The sequence below is a fragment of the Nocardia thailandica NBRC 100428 genome (assembly GCF_000308795.1).
Lineage (GTDB): Bacteria > Actinomycetota > Actinomycetes > Mycobacteriales > Mycobacteriaceae > Nocardia > Nocardia thailandica.
The window spans coordinates 1-17,699 of sequence record NZ_BAGK01000118.1 but is presented as its reverse complement, the minus strand read 5'-3'; the positions used below and the strand labels follow the sequence as shown (position 1 = coordinate 17,699).

Here is a 17,699-nt window from a genome sequence, read left to right as displayed (position 1 = left end):
GGGCGCGCTCACCGCGGTGCTGCGACTGGCCACCGCGGCGGGCGCCGGCGGTGGCCTGGGTGCCGCGACGCGCGGGCGAGCGGGGCGCGGTCGAGGCAGGCGCCCTGCCCGGCCTGCTGCCCGGCGGACGTCCCGTGGTGGATCCGCAGGCGCGGCAGCAGGTGCGCGGCGTGTGGAACGCGGCGGAACTGCCGGTCACCGTCGGGCGCGACGCGCAGGCCATCCTCACCCCGGGGTCCGGGCCGGGCGCGCTGATCATCGGCGGCGTCGACCCGGCGGACATGCCCGATCCCGCCACGGCGCTGGCGGCCATCGATGTCGCCCGGTTCGTGGTCAGCCTGGAGTTGCGGCACAGCGCCGTCACCGAGCGCGCCGACGTCGTCTTCCCCGTGGCGTCGGTGCTGGAGAAGTCCGGCACCTTCCGCACCTGGGAGGGCCGGGCCCGGCCGTTCGCGGCCGCGCCGCTGGACACCACGCGCCGCGTCGCCGCGCCGCTGTCGGACCTGCGGGTCCTCGCCGCCCTGGCCGACGAATTGCACACGCCGCTCGGGCTTCCCGACGCCGCCGCGGCCCGCGCCGAACTCGACGCGCTCGGCGTGTGGCAGGGCACGCCCGCCCCGCACCCGCAGGTGCCCGCCGAGCAGGCCGTTCGGCCGGGCCCGGGTCAGGCGGTGCTGGCCGGCTGGCGGATGCTGCTCGATCTGGGCCGCATGCAGGACGGGGAGCCGAATCTGGCCGGGATCGCCCGGCCCGCGGTCCTGCGGCTCTCGCCCGCGACGGCCGCCGAGATCGGCGCGGGCGAGGACGATCCGGTGACCGTGTCCACCGCGCGCGGGGAGATCACCCTGCCGCTGCGGATCACCGCCATGCCCGACCGGGTGGTGTGGCTGCCGCTGCACTCGGCGGGCAAGCACCGTCGGGGCCGCGCTCGGCGTGGCGCCAGGAGCGCTGGTCGCGCTGTGTCGCGCACCGGAGAGGAACGATCATGCGTGAGCTCGCGGTGACCGACCTGTCGCTGTTCGGTCACGACCCGCTGTGGCTGGTCGTCGGCAAGGCGCTGGCCGTCTTCGTCTACCTGCTGATGATCCCCCTGGTCGCGGTGTTCGCCGAGCGCAAGGTCGTGGCCTGGATGCAGATGCGGGTCGGCCCGAACCGGGTGGGCCCCAAGGGATCGCTGCAATCGGTGGCCGACGGCGTGAAGATGGCCCTCAAGGAGGACATCATCCCGGCGATCGTGGACAAGCCGATCTTCGTTCTGGCACCGATCATCTCGGTGATCCCGGCGTTCATGGCCTTCGCGGTGATCCCGTTCGGGCCCGAGGTGTCGATCTTCGGGCAGCACACGGCGCTCCAGCTGACCGACATGCCGGTGGGGGTTCTCTACATCCTGGCCATCACCTCCATCGGGGTGTACGGCATCGTGCTGGCCGGCTGGTCCTCGGGCTCGACCTACCCACTGCTGGGCGGCCTCCGCTCGACCGCGCAGGTCATCTCCTACGAGATCGCCATGGCGCTGACCTTCGCCACGGTGTTCCTGCTCTCGGGCACCATGGCGACCTCCGGGATCGTCGCGGCCCAGTCCCCCACCTGGTACGCCTTCCTGCTGCTGCCGTCGTTCCTGATCTACTGCGTGGCCATGGTCGGCGAGACCAACCGCGCCCCGTTCGACCTGCCCGAGGCCGAGGGCGAACTCGTCGGCGGCTTCCACACCGAATACTCCTCGCTCAAGTTCGCCATGTTCATGCTGGCCGAGTACGTCAACATGGCGACGGTGTCGGCGCTGGCGACCACGCTGTTCCTCGGCGGATGGCGGGCGCCGTTCCCGATCAACCTCTGGGAGGGCGCCAACTCCGGCTGGTGGCCGCTGCTCTGGTTCACCGCCAAGGTGTGGACGTTCCTGTTCGTCTTCGTCTGGCTGCGCGGCACCCTGCCCCGGCTGCGCTACGACCAGTTCATGAACCTGGGCTGGAAGCTCCTCATCCCGGTCTCGCTGCTGTGGGTGATGATCGTGGCGACCGCCCGGATCCTCGATCTCGAGGGCGTGGTGGCCCAGACTCCGATCCTGGTCCTCGTCGGGCTGGTCATCACCGCGGGCATGATCGGGATGTTCCTGCGGGCCGGGCACGCGCGCGGACTCGCACCGCTGCCCGAGCCCGCGCCGCCGCCGTCCGCGAAAACCGCCGTGTTCCTCGGCTTCCCGACGCCGCCGATGCCGCCACGACCGGCTGCCGAGGAGGAGCGCGGCAACCTGCTCGACCCGCTCGCCGGGTTCGCGGTCACCGCGGCGACCATGTTCAAGAAGCCCAACACCGAGTTCTATCCGGAACAGAAGGTGCCGACCGCGCCGCGCTACCACGGACGGCACCAGCTCAACCGCTACGAGGACGGGCTGGAGAAGTGCATCGGCTGCGAGCTGTGCGCGTGGGCGTGCCCGGCGGACGCGATCTTCGTCGAAGGCGCCGACAACACCGAGGAGGAGCGCTTCTCCCCCGGTGAGCGGTACGGGCGGGTCTACCAGATCAACTACCTGCGCTGCATCGGCTGCGGCCTGTGCATCGAGGCCTGCCCCACGCGGGCACTGACCATGACCAACGAATACGAGCTCACCGACGACAACCGGGCCGACCTCATCTACGAGAAGGACCGGCTGCTCGCCCCGCTCGCCGACGGCATGGTCGCCCCGCCGCACGCCATGGCGCCGGGCACCGACGCCGCCGACTACTACCTCGGCCGGGTGCAGGCGCCCGACGGGGAAGGAGCGCTGCGATGAGTCCCGACCTGCTGCTGGCCGCCGAACCGGTGGCCCGCGCCTCCACCGGCGAGGCCGTGCTGTTCTGGGTGCTGGCACCGTTGGCGGTCCTCGGCGCGCTGGGCATGGTGACCGCCGCCAAGGCGGTGCACTCGGCGCTCTGCCTGGCGGCCACCATGATCACCCTCGCCGTGTTCTACATCGCCCAGGACGCGCTCTTCCTCGGCGTCGTGCAGATCGTCGTCTACACGGGCGCGGTCATGATGCTGTTCCTGTTCGTGCTCATGCTCGTCGGCGTCGACTCCGCGGAATCGCTGCGGGAAACCCTGCGCGGACAGCGGATCACGGCCGCGCTGGTCGGTGTCGGCTTCGGGTTCCTGCTCGTCGGCGGGATCGGCGCGGGCATGCGCGACAGCGGGGTCTCCTTCGCCGGGCGCGGGTTCGGCGGGCGCGACGTCATCGGGGAGCTGGCCGAGCTGATCTTCCTGAAGTACGTGTGGGCCTTCGAACTCACCGGCGCGCTGCTCATCACCGCCACCATCGGGGCGATGGTGCTCGCGCACCGCGAGCCGTCCGGGAGGCGGCGCGGGCAGCGGGAGATGTCGCGCGACCGGTTCCGCACGCCCGGCGAACGGGCGACTCCGCTGCCGACCCCCGGTGTTTACGCCCGCCACAACGCGGTCGACGTGCCGGCGAAGCTGCCCGACGGATCCTTCGCCGAGGAATCCGTGTCCACGATCCTGCGGCACCGCCGCAACCGCGCCGCCTTCGTGGCGGCCGGCGCCGCGGGTTCCCGGCCCGGTGGCAGCGACTCCACCGGCGGGGCGTCCGAACTCACACAGGAAGGCGACCGGTGAACCCCGAGAACTACCTGTTCCTGTCCGCGCTGCTGTTCACCATCGGCGCCGCGGGAGTGCTGTTGCGCCGCAACGCCATCGTGGTGTTCATGTGCGTGGAGCTGATGCTCAACGCGGTGAATCTGGCGTTCGTGACCTTCGCCCGCCTCAACGGCAACCTCGACGGGCAGGTGATCGCCTTCTTCACGATGGTGGTCGCCGCCGCCGAGGTGGTGGTCGGCCTGGCGATCATCATGACGATCTTCCGCGCCCGCCGGTCGACCTCGGTCGACGACGCCAACCTGCTGCGGTTCTGACATGGGTACCGCATCGATGTGGCTGCTGCCGCTCCTGCCGCTGGCCGGGGCCGCCTTCCTGCTGCTGACGGGCCGGCTCGCCGACCGCTGGGGCCACTACCTCGCGACCGGGGCCGCCCTCGCCTCCTTCGCCGTCGCGGTGGCGGCGTTCTTCGCCATGGTCGGCCGCGCCGACGCCGACCGGGCACTGCACGCCGAGGCGTTCCGGTGGATCCCCGCCGGGGATCTGCAGGTGGCCTTCGCCTTCCAGCTCGATCAGCTCTCGATCTGCTTCGCGCTGCTGATCACCGGCGTCGGGTCGCTGATCCACGTGTATTCCCTCGGCTACATGAGCCACGACCCGGACCGGCGGCGGTTCTTCGCCTACCTCAACCTGTTCCTGGCCGCCATGCTCGTGCTCGTCCTCGCCGACAACTACGCCGTGCTGTTCCTCGGCTGGGAGGGCGTCGGCCTGGCCTCCTACCTGCTGATCGGGTTCTGGTACGCCAAACCGTCGGCGGCGACCGCGGCCAAGAAGGCGTTCATCGTCAACCGCGTCGGCGATCTGGGCCTGGCGATCGGCATGATGACGCTGTTCAGCACCTTCGGATCCCTGGATTTCCGCACCGTCTTCGCGGCGGCACCGGGCGCGAGCGAGGGCACGCTGACCGTCATCGGCCTGTTGCTGCTGCTCGCCGCCTGCGGCAAGTCCGCGCAGGTGCCGCTGCAGTCCTGGCTCGGGGACGCCATGGAGGGCCCCACCCCGGTCTCGGCGCTCATCCACGCCGCGACCATGGTGACCGCGGGCGTCTACCTCATCGCCCGCTCCAACCCCCTCTACGATCTCGCGCCGGGCGCGCGCACCGCGGTCATGGCGGTCGGCGCGATCACGCTGCTGTTCGGCGCGATCATCGGCTGCGCGAAGGACGACATCAAGAAGGCGCTGGCCGCCTCGACCATGAGCCAGATCGGCTACATGATCCTGGCCGTCGGATTCGGGCCCGCCGGTTACGCGATCGCGATCATGCACCTGCTCACCCACGGATTCTTCAAGGCCGGGCTGTTCCTCGGCGCCGGCTCGGTCATGCACGCGATGGACGACGAGACCGACATGCGCCGCTACGGGGGCCTCCGGAAGTTCCTGCCGATCACCTACGTCACCTTCGGGCTCGGCTACCTGGCGATCATCGGGGTGCCGCCGCTGTCGGGGTTCTTCTCCAAGGACAAGATCATCGAGACGGCCTTCGACCAGGGCGGCGGGCTGGGCATCCTGCTCGGCGCGATCACCCTGACCGGCGCGGGCCTGACCGCGTTCTACATGACCCGGGTCATGGTGCTGACGTTCTTCGGCGAACCCCGCTGGAAACCCGACACCCACCCGCACGAGGCGCCGCCGACCATGACCGGCCCGATGATCCTGCTGGCGCTGGGATCGGTCGCCGCGGGCGGGCTGTTCGTCTGGGGGTCCTCGCTGCAGAACTGGCTGGCCCCGGTGGTCGGCTCCCACCACGCCGAACCCGTCGTGCCGCCCATCGTGATCACCGGGCTGGCGCTGACCGTGGTGGTCGCCGGAATCGCCTACGCCTACTCGCGGTACGTCGAGAACCCGGTCCCGGAGACGGCTCCCGAGCACGTCTCCCCGCTGACCACGGCGGCCCGCCGCGACCTCTACGGCGACGCCGTCAACGAGACGCTGTTCATGCGGCCCGGCCGCCACCTCACCCGTGCGCTGGTGTTCCTCGACTCGCGCGGGGTGGACGGCATCGTCAACGGCACCGCCGCCGGAATCGGCGGCCTGTCGGCCCGGCTGCGCCGGGTGCAGACCGGTTTCGTGCGCTCCTACGCGCTGTCCATGTTCACCGGCGCGGCCCTGGTGGCCGCTGCCCTGCTGGCGGTGAGGATCTGGTGAACGCATTCCCCTGGCTGAGCACACTCTGGCTGGCGCCCGCGATCGGCGCCGCGGCGGTCCTCCTTGTTCCCGCCGGCGCGCGGACGATCGCGCGGGGCCTCGCCCTCGCGGTCTCGCTCGGCGTCCTCGTACTCGCGGTGGTGCTGGTCGTCCGGTTCCAGCCGGGCGCCGACCAGTTCCAGTTCGTCGAATCCCACGAGTGGATACCGGCTTTCGGCGTCGGCTACACCCTCGGTCTCGACGGCATCGCCGCGGCGCTCGTCCTGCTGACCGCGGTCCTCGTGCCGCTGCTGCTGCTGGCCGGCTGGCGCGACGACGAACAGACCGCGGGCGGCCCACGCACCGCGCACACCTACATGGCGCTCATGCTGCTGGTCGAGTCGATGGTGCTGGTCTCCTTCGTCGCCCTCGACATCCTGCTGTTCTACATCTTCTTCGAGGCCATGCTCATCCCGATGTACTTCCTCATCGGCGGCTTCGGGGCACGCTCGGACGATCCCGCGGTACGGGCGCGCCGCTCGCGGGCGGCGGTGAAGTTCCTGCTCTACAACCTGTTCGGCGGGCTGATCATGCTCGCGGCGGTGATCGGGCTGTACGTGCTCACCGCGCGGGCCGATCTGGGTGCCGACGGCGCGGGCACCTTCGACCTGCGCGCGATCGTCGAGGCCGTGTCGACCGGTCAGCTCGGGGGCAGCGCCGCGCTGCTCAACGCGCTGTTCCTCGGTTTCCTGTTCGCCTTCGCGGTGAAGGCGCCGCTGTGGCCGCTGCACACCTGGCTGCCCGACGCGGCCGTCTCGGCCACCCCGGCCGGCGCGGTACTGATGATGGCGGTCGTCGACAAGGTCGGCACCTTCGGCATGCTGCGCTACTGCCTGCTGCTGTTCCCCGCCGCGGCGAGCACCTACGCACCCCTGGTGATCACGCTCGCGGTGATCGGCATCGTCTACGGGGCGCTGCTGGCGATCGGGCAGACCGACGTGATGCGCCTGATCGCCTACACCTCGATCTCGCACTTCGGGTTCATCATCCTCGGCATCTTCGCCATGACCACCCAGGGGCAGTCGGGCGCGACGCTCTACATGGTCAACCACGGGCTGTCCACGGCGGCGCTGTTCCTGGTCGCGGGATTCCTGGTGTCGCGGCGCGGTACCAGGATGATCGACGATTTCGGCGGCGTGCAGAAGGTCGCGCCGGTGCTCGCGGGATCGTTCTTCGTCGCCGGGCTGGCCACGTTGTCGCTGCCGGGGCTCGCGCCCTTCGTCAGCGAGTTCCTCGTCCTCATCGGCACCTTCAGCCGTTACCAGGTGGCGGCGGTGATCGCGGCGACCGGCCTGGTGCTGGCCGCGATCTACGTGCTGTGGCTCTATCAGCGGATGATGACCGGCCCGCTGAAGCAGGGCAACGAGCACGTGCGCGACCTCGTCCCGCGCGAACTCGCCGTCGTCGTCCCGCTGCTCGCCGCGCTGGTCTTCCTCGGCCTGTACCCCAAACCGGTACTGGACCTGGTGAATCCGGCGGTGAGCCAGACCCTGTCCACCATCGGCAAGCAGGATCCGGCGCCGAAGGTGCCCGCCCCGGAAGCGGGCGCGGTCACCACCCCCGGCACCGGTCACCGCTAGTGCCCCCACTTCCGCACCGAGGACGGCCCGAGTGAGTATCGACATCCACGCCGCGACGGCGCCCGCGCCGAGCATCGAATACCACCTGCTCACCCCCATGCTCCTGGTCTTCGGGGCGGCGGTGATCGGGGTCCTGGTCGAGGCGTTCGCGCCCCGGCGCCTCCGGTTCCCGCTGCAGGTCGGGCTCGCCCTCGCGGGGGTCGGCGCGGCGTTCGTCGCGGTGGTCGCGCTGCGCGGGACCGAGGCCACCGCGGTGATCGGGGCCGTCGCCGTCGACGGGGTGACCCTGTTCCTGCAGGGCGCGATCCTGGTCGTGTCGCTGCTGGGGCTGCTGCTCATGGCCGAGCGGAGGGCGGTGCCACGCGCACGATCCGGCCCGGGCACGTGGAGCCGGGCGGCGGCCACCCTGGATCTCGGCCTGGACGCGTTCACCCCGCAGGCCTCGGCGGTACCGGGCAGCGCGCAGGAAGCCGAGGCCGCGCGGTCGGGCATCGCGACCACCGAGGTGTTCCCGTTGACCATGCTCGCCATCGGCGGCATGCTGCTGTTCCCCGCCTCGAACGACCTGCTGACCATGTTCGTCGCGCTGGAGGTGCTGTCGCTGCCGCTGTATCTGCTGTGCGGGCTGGCGCGGCACCGGCGGCTCATGTCGCAGGAAGCGGCGCTGAAGTACTTCCTGCTCGGGGCGTTCTCGTCGGCGTTCTTTCTCTACGGCGTCGCGCTGCTGTACGGGCAGGCGGGCACGGTGTCCCTGCCCGGCATCGCCGCGTCGCTCGACAGCCGCCCCGGTGACGCGACGTTCGCCCTGCTGGGTGTCGCGATGCTGGCGGTGGGGCTGCTGTTCAAGGTCGGCGCGGTGCCGTTCCAGTCGTGGGTGCCCGACGTGTACCAGGGGGCACCGACCCCGGTGACGGCGTTCATGTCGGCGGCGACCAAGATCGCCGCGGTCGGCGCGCTGCTGCGGGTGCTGCAGGTGGCGGTCCCGTCGCTGGCCGGCGACTGGCGGCCGGTCCTGGCGGCGATCGCGGTGGCGACCATGGTGCTCGGCGCGATCATGGCCGTCACCCAGACCGACGTGAAGCGCATGCTGGCCTACTCCTCCATCGCGCACGCCGGTTTCCTGCTGGTCGGCCTGTGCGCGGCGGATGCCGACGGCACCGCCGCGGTGCTGTTCTACCTCGCCGCCTACGGTTTCGGCACGGTCGGCGCCTTCGCGGTGGTGACCCTCGTGCGCGACGGGGACGGGATCGAGGCGACCGCGTTGTCGCGCTGGGCGGGTCTCGGCCGCCGCTCCCCCGTCCTGGCCGGCGTCTTCGCCCTGCTCCTGCTCTCCTTCGCGGGTCTCCCGCTGACCAGTGGTTTCGTCGCCAAGTTCGCGGTGTTCGCCGCCGCCGCGGGTGCTGGGTACACCCCCCTCGTCGTGGTCGGCGTCCTCTGCAGCGCCATCGCCGCGTTCTTCTACGTCCGGGTGATCGTGCTGATGTTCTTCACCGACCCACCCGCCGACGCGCCGACGGCGTCCGCCCCGATCGGCACCGTCGTCGTCATCGGGGTGTGCGCGGCGGCGACGGTGGTGCTCGGCGTGTTCCCCCAGCCGCTGCTCGACCTCGCCGGGAACGCGGCGGTCTTCGTGCGCTGAGCGGTCGCCGGACCCGGGCCGTCCGACCCTCGGGTCGGGCGGCCCGCGGTGTGTCCGGGCATCGGCGTCGGCGGCGGCCGTGGGACGATCGAACGGTGAGTGGTTCTCCGAAGGCGCAGCTGCAGGACCTGCGGCGGTTGCGGCGGGTGCGGGACCGAATCGACCGGGAGTACGCGCAGCCGTTGAACGTCGAGGAGCTGGCGCGCGACGCGCACATGTCGGCCGGACACCTGAGCAGGCAGTTCAAGGCCGCCTACGGGGAGTCGGTCTACGGCTACCTCATGACGCGGCGGATCGAGCGGGCGATGGCGCTGCTGCGGCGCGGGGATCTGAGCGTGACCGAGGTGTGCTTCGCCGTCGGATGCCAGTCGCTGGGGACGTTCTCCACACGATTCGCCGAGCTGGTCGGCGTACCGCCGAGCGTCTACAAGCAGGAGCAGGCCGCGGTGACCGAGGGCATGCCGTCGTGTGTGGAGAAGCAGGTCACCCGGCCGCTGCGGACCCCGCCGGGGCGGCGCGGCTGATCGGCGACACCGGTCAGGAATCGAGAAGCGACCCCCGGTTGCCCGCTACTAGCCTGAGGTCCATGAACATCAGCATTCACTCCAGCTTCCTGCCCCAGGACGACCCGGAAGCCGCCCTCACCTTTTACCGCGACACCCTCGGCTTCGAGCTGCGCAAGGACGTCGGCTACAACGGCCTGCGCTGGCTCACCGTCGGCCCGGCCGGCCAGCCCGACGTCAACATCGTCCTGCACCCGCCGGCCGTCGATCCCGGCATCACCGAGGACGAGCGGCGGGTGGTGGCCGAGATGATGGCCAAGGGCACCTACGCCGCGGTGTTGCTGGCCGCCCCCGATCTCGACGCCACCTTCGACAAGATCGTGGCCGCGGGCGGCGAGGTCGTGCAGGAGCCGACCGACCAGCCCTACGGGGTGCGCGACTGCGCCTTCCGCGACCCCGCGGGCAACCTCGTCCGAATCCAGGAAAGCCGCTGACCGTCCGGTGACGACGTCGGTGCCGGCTGCTTGGATGAAGAGCGCCCACCGCGGCCGGACCGCGCCACCACAGGGAGAATCATGAGCACGCACGCAGCCGACAGCCACGACCTGATCCGCGTCCAGGGTGCGCGGGAGAACAACCTGCGCGATGTCAGCGTGGAGATCCCCAAGCGCCGGTTGACGGTGTTCACCGGCGTGTCCGGCTCGGGCAAGAGCTCGCTGGTGTTCGGCACGATCGCCGCCGAATCCCAGCGCATGATCAACGAGACCTACAGCTCGTTCGTGCAGGGATTCATGCCCTCGATGTCGCGTCCCGACGTCGACGTCCTCGACGGGCTGACGACGGCGATCATCGTCGATCAGGAACGGATGGGCGCCAATTCGCGCTCCACGGTCGGCACCGCCACCGACTCCAACGCCATGCTCCGCATCCTGTTCAGCAAGCTGGGCGACCCGCACATCGGCTCGCCGCAGGCGTACGCGTTCAACGTGCCGTCGGTGTCGGGCGCAGGCGCGGTGACGCTGTCGAGCGGCAAGAAGGAGAAGCGCAGCTTCTCCATCCTGGGCGGCATGTGTCCGCGCTGCGAGGGCATGGGCAACGTCAGCGACATCGATCTCGCGCAGCTCTACGACGACACGAAGTCGCTCAACGAGGGCGCCATCACCATCCCCGGCTACAAGGGCGACGGCTGGATGGTCCGCATCTACGCCGAGTCGGGTTTCCTCGACCCCGACAAGCCGATCCGCAAGTACACCAAGAAGGAGCTCGCGGACTTCCTCTACAAGGAACCGACCAAGGTCAAGGTCAACAACATCAACCTGACCTACGAGGGTCTCGTTCCGCGCGTGCAGAAGTCGTTCCTGTCCAAGGACCGAGAGGCGATGCAGCCGCACATCCGCGCCTTCGTCGACCGGGCGGTCGCGTTCGCGCCGTGCCCGGAGTGCGGCGGCACCCGGCTCAGCGCCGAGGCGCGCTCGTCGAAGATCGCCGGGATCAGCATCGCCGACGCGTGCGCCATGCAGATCAGCGACCTCGCCGAGTGGGTTCGCGGCCTCGACGAACCGTCGGTGGCGCCGCTGCTGGTGAACCTGCAGGGCGCGCTGGACGCGTTCGTGGAGATCGGCCTCGGCTACCTGTCCCTCGACCGCCCCTCGGGCACGCTCTCCGGCGGTGAGGCGCAGCGCACCAAGATGATCCGGCACCTCGGTTCGGCGCTGACCGATGTCACCTACGTCTTCGACGAACCGACCGTCGGCCTGCACCCGCACGACATCGAGAAGATGAACGAGCTGCTGCGCCGGCTGCGCGACAAGGGCAACACGGTGCTGGTCGTCGAGCACAAGCCCGAGACCATCGCCATCGCCGACCACATCGTCGACCTGGGCCCCGGCGCGGGCTCCGCGGGCGGCACGATCTGCTTCGAGGGCACCGTCGACGGCCTGCGCGCCGCCGACACCCTCACCGGACGCCACCTCGACGACCGCGCCAAGGTCAAGGACGTCGTGCGGACCCCCACCGGGAAACTGGAAGTGCGCGGCGCGAATTCGCACAACCTGCGCGACGTGGACGTCGACATCCCGCTCGGGGTCCTCACCGTGGTGACCGGGGTGGCCGGGTCCGGCAAGAGCTCGCTGATCCACGGCTCCATCCCGTCCTCGGCCGGGGTGGTCACCGTCGACCAGTCCGCGATCCGCGGGTCGCGGCGCAGCAACCCGGCCACCTACACCGGCCTGCTGGAGCCGATCCGCAAGGCATTCGCCAAGGAGAACGGCGTCAAGCCCGCGCTGTTCAGCGCCAACTCCGAGGGCGCGTGCCCGAACTGCAACGGCGCGGGTGTCATCTACACCGACCTCGGGGTCATGGCGAGCGTGACCACCGTCTGCGAGGAGTGCGAGGGCAAGCGGTTCCAGCCCGCGGTCCTCGAGTACACGCTCGGCGGCCGGGACATCAGCGAGGTGCTGGCCATGCCGGCGGTCGAGGCGGCGGAGTTCTTCGCCGAGGGCCCCGCGAAAACGCCCGCCGCGCACAAGATCCTGGAGCGGCTGGTCGACGTCGGCCTGGGTTACATCAGCCTCGGCCAGCCGCTGACCACCCTGTCGGGCGGCGAACGGCAGCGGCTGAAGCTGGCCACCAACATGGCCGAGAAGGGCGACATCTACGTCCTCGACGAGCCGACCACCGGCCTGCACCTGGCCGACGTCGAGAACCTCCTCGGCCTGCTGGACCGCCTCGTCGAGTCCGGCAAGTCGGTGATCGTCATCGAGCACCACCAGGCCGTGATGGCCCACGCCGACTGGATCATCGACCTCGGCCCCGGCGCCGGCCACGACGGCGGCCGGATCGTCTTCGAGGGCACCCCCGCCCAGCTGATCGCCGACCGCTCCACCCTCACCGGCGAGCACCTCGCGCAGTACGTGGGGGCTTGACACCACCGCCGGGCGGTCGTCTCGCGGCCGCCCGGCGACGGGCCTACGATCCGGCGGTGCGTCATCTTCGGGCCGAGGTCGTCCACACCGACTTCGACTGCTTCCCCTTCGTCGCCTCGATCCGGTTTCCGTTGGCGGACGGCGGCACCGCGTCGGTGTCGGACAAATGGCCGGTGGTGGCCGTCCACACCCCGGACCCCGGCACACCGCATCCCCTTCCCCTGGACCTCGCCTGCGTGGTCCAGCACGACGAACGTGACGCGCTCGGCCGCGCGGTCGCGACCGTCGAACTGGCGCACGGTGTCACCGATGCGGCGGGGAACGGGGTCTTCGTCGTCCCCGCGGATCAGCTCACCGGAACGCCCGAAACGGACTAGTTCCTCCCAGGTCACCCGGGCGGCACCGGGACCGGCGGTGGAGGCACCCGGCAGCGGTGCGCTCCGCGACTCTCCCCACACGAGCGCGGCGGTCCGCCGACCGGCCCGGCGATCACCCGCCAGAGCATGCCCGCGTCGGAGTGAAACGGATCACAGAAAAGACTTGACTAATTCAAGAAAAGTGGCAAGACTGGCTGCCGTGCCTACACCCCCGGAGATCGAGAGCAAGCTTCGCGGGGCCGATCTGCGCGTGACCGCCCCCCGGGTGGCCGTGCTGACCGCGGTACACGACCACCCGCACGCCGACACCGACACGATCCTCGGCCTGGTCCGCCAGACCCTCGGCACCGTGTCGCATCAGGCGGTCTACGACGTACTGCGAGCCCTCACCAACGCCGGACTGCTCCGGCGCATCCAGCCGATGGGTTCGGTGGCGCGATACGAGACACGCGTCGGCGACAACCACCACCACGTGGTGTGCCGATCGTGCGGGTCCATCACCGACATCGACTGCGCTGTCGGTGAAGCCCCTTGCCTCACCGCCCCGGACGGCCACGACTACGCCATCGACGAAGCCGAGGTCATCTACTGGGGAACCTGCCCCGCGTGCAGGACCGCATCTGCGCCGTGACCACGATCGTGGCCGCGGCGGATAGAACAAGTCGAAAGGAAACGCCGTGTCAGAGGAACACCCGCCCATCGGCGAAGCCCAGAGCGACGAGGCCGGCGGCTGCCCGGTCCGCGCAGGGCGCCTCCCGCACCCCACCGAACGGGGCGGGGAACCGGACTGGTGGCCCAACCAGCTCAACCTCAAACTGCTGCAGCAGAACCCGGATGTCGCCAACCCCTTCGGCGGCGACTTCGACTACGCGGCCGCCTTCGCCACCCTCGACCTGGACGAGGTCAAGCGCGACATCGAAGCGGTCCTGACCGACTCCCAGGACTGGTGGCCCGCCGACTTCGGCAACTACGGCCCCTTCTTCATCCGGATGGCCTGGCACTCGGCGGGCACCTACCGCGTGCAGGACGGCCGCGGCGGCGCGGGCACCGGCATGCAGCGCTTCGCCCCGCTGAACTCCTGGCCCGACAACGCCAGCCTCGACAAGGCCCGCCGCCTGCTGTGGCCGGTCAAGAAGAAGTACGGCAAGGCGCTGTCGTGGGCCGACCTGCTGATCTACACCGGCAACGTCGCGCTGGAGAACATGGGCTTCCGCACCTTCGGCTTCGGCGGCGGGCGCGTCGACGCCTGGGAACCCGAGGACGACACGTACTGGGGCCCCGAGACCACCTGGCTCGGCGACGAGCGCTACACCGGCAAGCGCGATCTCGACAACCCGCTCGCCGCGGTCCAGATGGGCCTGATCTACGTCAATCCCGAAGGTCCCAACGGCAATCCGGACCCCATCGCAGCGGCGTTCGACATCCGCGACACCTTCGGCCGGATGGCGATGAACGACGAGGAGACCGCCGCGCTCATCGTCGGCGGCCACACCTTCGGCAAGACGCACGGCGCGGGCCCGGCCGACCACGTCGGCCCCGAGCCCGAGGCGGCCCCGCTCGAGGAGCAGGGTCTCGGCTGGCGCAGCAGCTACGGCACCGGTGTCGGCAAGGACGCGATCACCTCCGGCCTGGAGGGCATCTGGACCAACACCCCGACCCAGTGGGACAACAGCTTCCTCGAGATCCTCTACGGCTACGAGTGGGAGCTGAGCAAGTCCCCGGCGGGCGCGCACCAGTGGGTGCCCAAGGACGGGGCGGGCGCGGGCACCGTGCCCGACGCGCACATCGAGGGCAAGACCCACGCGCCGACCATGCTCACCACCGACCTCTCGATGCGGCTCGATCCCGCCTACGGGAAGATCACCCGCCGGTGGCTCGAGCACCCGGAGGAGCTGGCCGACGCGTTCGCCCGCGCCTGGTTCAAGCTGACCCACCGCGACATGGGCCCGATCCAGCGCTACCTCGGCCCGCTCGTCCCCAGCGAGCGGCTGCTGTGGCAGGACCCGGTCCCCGCGGTCGACCACGAGCTGATCGGCGCGGACGACATCGCCGCGCTCAAGCAGCAGATCCTCGGCACGGGACTGACCGTGTCCCAGCTGGTCTCGACCGCCTGGGCCGCCGCGTCCTCCTTCCGCGGCAGCGACAAGCGCGGCGGCGCCAACGGCGGCCGCATCCGGCTCGAGCCGCAGCGCAGCTGGGAGGTCAACAACCCCGACCAGCTCGCCGAGGTCGTCCGGGCGCTGGAGGGCGTGCAGGAGGCGTTCCAGGCGGGCGGCAAGAAGGTCTCCTTCGCCGACCTGGTCGTCCTCGGCGGCGCCGCGGCGATCGAGCAGGCGGCCAGGGCGGCCGGTCACGACATCGAGGTGCCCTTCACCCCGGGCCGGACCGATGCCACCCAGGAGGACACCGACGTGGAGTCCTTCGCCTACCTGGAGCCGATCGCCGACGGATTCCGCAACTACGTCGGCAAGACCGCGCCGGTGCCCGCGGAATACCTGCTCGTGGACAAGGCCAACCTGCTCACGCTGAGCGCGCCGGAGATGACCGTACTGGTCGGCGGCCTGCGGGTTCTCGGCGCGAACTACGACAACTCGCAGCTGGGCGTGTTCACCGACAAGCCGGGTGTGCTGACGAACGACTTCTTCGTCAACCTCCTCGACATGAGCACGAAGTGGACGCCCGCGCCGGCCAACGACGGCACCTACGAGGGCACCGACCGCGCCAGCGGCAAGCAGGTCTGGACCGGCAGCCGCGTCGACCTGGTCTTCGGTTCGAACTCGCAGCTGCGGGCGCTGGCCGAGGTCTACGCCACCGACGACGCGACGGAGAAGTTCGTCGCCGACTTCGTGCGGGCCTGGGCCAAGGTGACCGACCTGGACCGCTACGACGTGGCAGCCTGATCGACCGGCCGTCACGGCGCCCGTGCCTCGCGCGCGGGCGCCGTGACGATCTTGATCGCTCCCGGGCACCCGCCCTGAACTGGGCATACGTCCGGCGTCGGCGGGCTCCTCTAACGTTCCTGTGATGCTAGGACATTCACACGCGACGAGCGGCGCGATGGCGTGGGCGGCGACCGCCGCCGCGCTCCCGCTGACCGTCGCCACCTTCCCACTGTTCCGCATGGAGACAACGCAATTCGGGATCGCGGAACTGCTCATGGGCACCCTGCTCACCGCGGGCGCCGCGCTGCTGCCCGACGCCGATCATCCCAGCGGCACGATCTCCCATGTGCTCGGCCCGATCTCGCACCACGCCTGCCGGTTCATCTCCTGGGCGTCGGGCGGGCACCGGCACGGCACGCACTCGCTGCTGTTCGTCGTGCTGGCGGTGACGGCCACCTGGGCGGGCGAGCACTGGCTGGGCCGACCCTTCACCCTCGCGCTCGTCTTCTTCCTGCTCGCGCTCGCGGTGCGCTCGCTGCACCTGTGCCCGCCCGGCAAGAGCCTGCGGACCTACGGCACGGTGGTCGTGCTGGCCACCGCGGGCACCTTCGCCGTCGACCACTGGATCGTCGACAAGCCGGCCTGGCTGCCGATCTGCGTCGGACTCGGCTGCCTGGCGCACCTGCTCGGCGACTGCCTGACCGATCGCGGGTGCCGGTTGTTCTGGCCGCTGCCCCTGCGCACCCGCGTCCCGCTGATCGACCGCACCGGCAACGCGGTCGAGACCTGGGTGATCTCCCCGCTGTTCGTCCTGGGAACGATGGCCGCCCTCTGGTACGCCATCGTCCACCAACCCTGAGCCGGGCCGGGCGCGCCGATCGCCGGCGCGCCTCCCCTCTCCCTTCCCGAGCCCTCCGGCGCAGCCGGATTCCCCTTTCCTGCGGCGGTCTACATAGTTCGATGCGCATATCAACGTATCGACTTCCGATTGTGAACTCTCCTCGAGGCGGCACGGATCTCAGTGCACAGTCGTACACTCAGGGTCGTGACCCACCAGCTCTCCCAGCGCCAGGCCGAGGTACAGGCGCTCACGCAGCTCGCCCGCGACGAGTTCACCGGCGCGGTCGAGGGCATCGCCGCCATCCACCGAGCCATCTCCGATCGGGCGTTCGCCGCGGTCCGGCTGGGGGTCGGGCCCGCCGCCGACCCGGTCAAGGTCGTGCACGACGCGATCACCGACGGCGTCTACGCCGCGGTCGGCGGCACCGGCTTCGCGGTCGGCGAGATCGCGGCGGCCGTGCCCGTGCCGGGCCGCGCCGTCCCCTCGCGCACCGTCTGGGGCGCGGGCGTACTCGCCGCCGTCCAGGGCCTGATCGGAGACACACTGCGCGACGAACGCCCGATCCTGGCCTCCCCCGTGACCGTCCGGGTCGCGGGCGAGCCGGTGCCCGCGGAACTGCTCAGCAGGCACGTCCCCTCCCCCACCGGCAGGCTGGCGGTGTTCCTGCACGGACTGGCCGAGACCGAACACGCCTGGCGCCTCGGCGGCCGCGCGCCCTACGGCGACCGGCTCGCCGACGACCTCGGCTTCACCCCGGTGTACCTGCGCTACAACACCGGCCTGCACATCTCCGAGAACGCCGACCAGCTCTGCACCCTGCTGGACAAGCTCGTCAGCTGCTGGCCCGTGCCCGTGCGCGAGATCGCCCTGATCGGGCACTCGATGGGCGGCCTGGTCGCCCGCAGCGCCTGCCACCAGGCCACCGTCGAGGGGCTGCCCTGGGTGCGGCCCGTGCGCACCCTGGTGTGCCTCGGCTCCCCGCACGCGGGGGCGCCGCTGGCGGGCACCGCGCACTACGCCGCGGCCGCGCTCGACCTGCTGCCGGAGACGGCGCCGCTGAGCGCGCTGGTGCGCAGGCGCAGCGCGGGCATCCGCGACCTGCGCCAGGCGGCCCTGCTCGAACA

The 17,699-nt window shown here is 70.8% G+C and carries 15 protein-coding genes and 1 pseudogene; all 16 read left to right on the top strand.

From position 1 onward, the window contains the following. A partial coding sequence (locus tag ON36_RS12530; RefSeq protein ID WP_306306906.1) for a molybdopterin dinucleotide binding domain-containing protein occupies positions 1-1,004 on the top strand: 1,004 nt, incomplete at its 5' end. Next, positions 986-2,227: pseudogene (gene nuoH / locus ON36_RS12525) on the top strand (NADH-quinone oxidoreductase subunit NuoH); the annotation flags it as partial. The gene ON36_RS12530 and the pseudogene nuoH, both read left to right, overlap by 19 nt. Further along, positions 2,210-2,770, top strand: coding sequence for an NADH-quinone oxidoreductase subunit NuoI (gene nuoI / locus ON36_RS36120; protein ID WP_306306907.1), 561 nt, complete (start codon positions 2,210-2,212; stop codon positions 2,768-2,770). The pseudogene nuoH and the gene nuoI, both read left to right, overlap by 18 nt. After that, positions 2,767-3,606, top strand: coding sequence for an NADH-quinone oxidoreductase subunit J (locus tag ON36_RS12520; protein ID WP_043651730.1), 840 nt, complete (start codon positions 2,767-2,769; stop codon positions 3,604-3,606). Before nuoI ends, ON36_RS12520 begins: the two co-directional genes overlap by 4 nt. Further along, on the top strand, positions 3,603-3,902 hold the full coding sequence (nuoK, locus tag ON36_RS12515) for an NADH-quinone oxidoreductase subunit NuoK (RefSeq protein WP_043651728.1): 300 nt from the start codon (positions 3,603-3,605) through the stop codon (positions 3,900-3,902). The genes ON36_RS12520 and nuoK overlap by 4 nt, the downstream gene beginning before the upstream one ends. A 1-nt stretch (position 3,903) precedes the next feature. Further along, the gene (nuoL, locus tag ON36_RS12510) at positions 3,904-5,790 is read left to right on the top strand and encodes an NADH-quinone oxidoreductase subunit L (protein WP_043651726.1); all 1,887 of its coding nucleotides are present in this window, start codon (positions 3,904-3,906) and stop codon (positions 5,788-5,790) included. Then, on the top strand, positions 5,787-7,409 hold the full coding sequence (locus ON36_RS12505) for an NADH-quinone oxidoreductase subunit M (protein WP_085999617.1): 1,623 nt from the start codon (positions 5,787-5,789) through the stop codon (positions 7,407-7,409). Before nuoL ends, ON36_RS12505 begins: the two co-directional genes overlap by 4 nt. 31 nt (positions 7,410-7,440) lie before the next feature. Continuing rightward, positions 7,441-9,048, top strand: coding sequence for an NADH-quinone oxidoreductase subunit NuoN (gene nuoN, locus ON36_RS12500; RefSeq protein WP_043651723.1), 1,608 nt, complete (start codon positions 7,441-7,443; stop codon positions 9,046-9,048). A 95-nt stretch (positions 9,049-9,143) separates the two neighbouring features. Beyond that, a complete protein-coding gene (locus tag ON36_RS12495) occupies positions 9,144-9,572 on the top strand; it encodes a helix-turn-helix transcriptional regulator (protein WP_043651722.1) in 429 nt (142 codons plus the stop codon). A 62-nt stretch (positions 9,573-9,634) separates the two neighbouring features. Then, the gene (locus tag ON36_RS12490) at positions 9,635-10,045 is read left to right on the top strand and encodes a VOC family protein (RefSeq protein ID WP_043651720.1); all 411 of its coding nucleotides are present in this window, start codon (positions 9,635-9,637) and stop codon (positions 10,043-10,045) included. A gap of 81 nt (positions 10,046-10,126) precedes the next feature. Beyond that, positions 10,127-12,475 carry an ATP-binding cassette domain-containing protein gene (locus ON36_RS12485; RefSeq protein ID WP_043651718.1) on the top strand — a complete coding sequence of 783 codons (2,349 nt, stop codon included), beginning with the start codon at positions 10,127-10,129 and terminating at the stop codon, positions 12,473-12,475. A 56-nt stretch (positions 12,476-12,531) separates the two neighbouring features. Then, complete coding sequence (locus tag ON36_RS12480) at positions 12,532-12,852, top strand: hypothetical protein (RefSeq protein WP_043651717.1); 321 nt, start codon at positions 12,532-12,534, stop codon at positions 12,850-12,852. A 199-nt stretch (positions 12,853-13,051) separates the two neighbouring features. After that, entirely contained in the window at positions 13,052-13,483 is a 432-nt protein-coding gene (locus tag ON36_RS12475; protein ID WP_043651715.1) for a Fur family transcriptional regulator, read from the top strand. A 46-nt stretch (positions 13,484-13,529) separates the two neighbouring features. Next, complete coding sequence (gene katG / locus ON36_RS12470) at positions 13,530-15,752, top strand: catalase/peroxidase HPI (protein ID WP_043651714.1); 2,223 nt, start codon at positions 13,530-13,532, stop codon at positions 15,750-15,752. A 124-nt stretch (positions 15,753-15,876) separates the two neighbouring features. Further along, complete coding sequence (locus tag ON36_RS12465) at positions 15,877-16,593, top strand: metal-dependent hydrolase (RefSeq protein ID WP_043651712.1); 717 nt, start codon at positions 15,877-15,879, stop codon at positions 16,591-16,593. A 186-nt stretch (positions 16,594-16,779) separates the two neighbouring features. Beyond that, positions 16,780-17,699 (top strand): esterase/lipase family protein (locus tag ON36_RS12460; protein WP_043651711.1); only part of this gene is annotated, 920 nt, incomplete at its 3' end.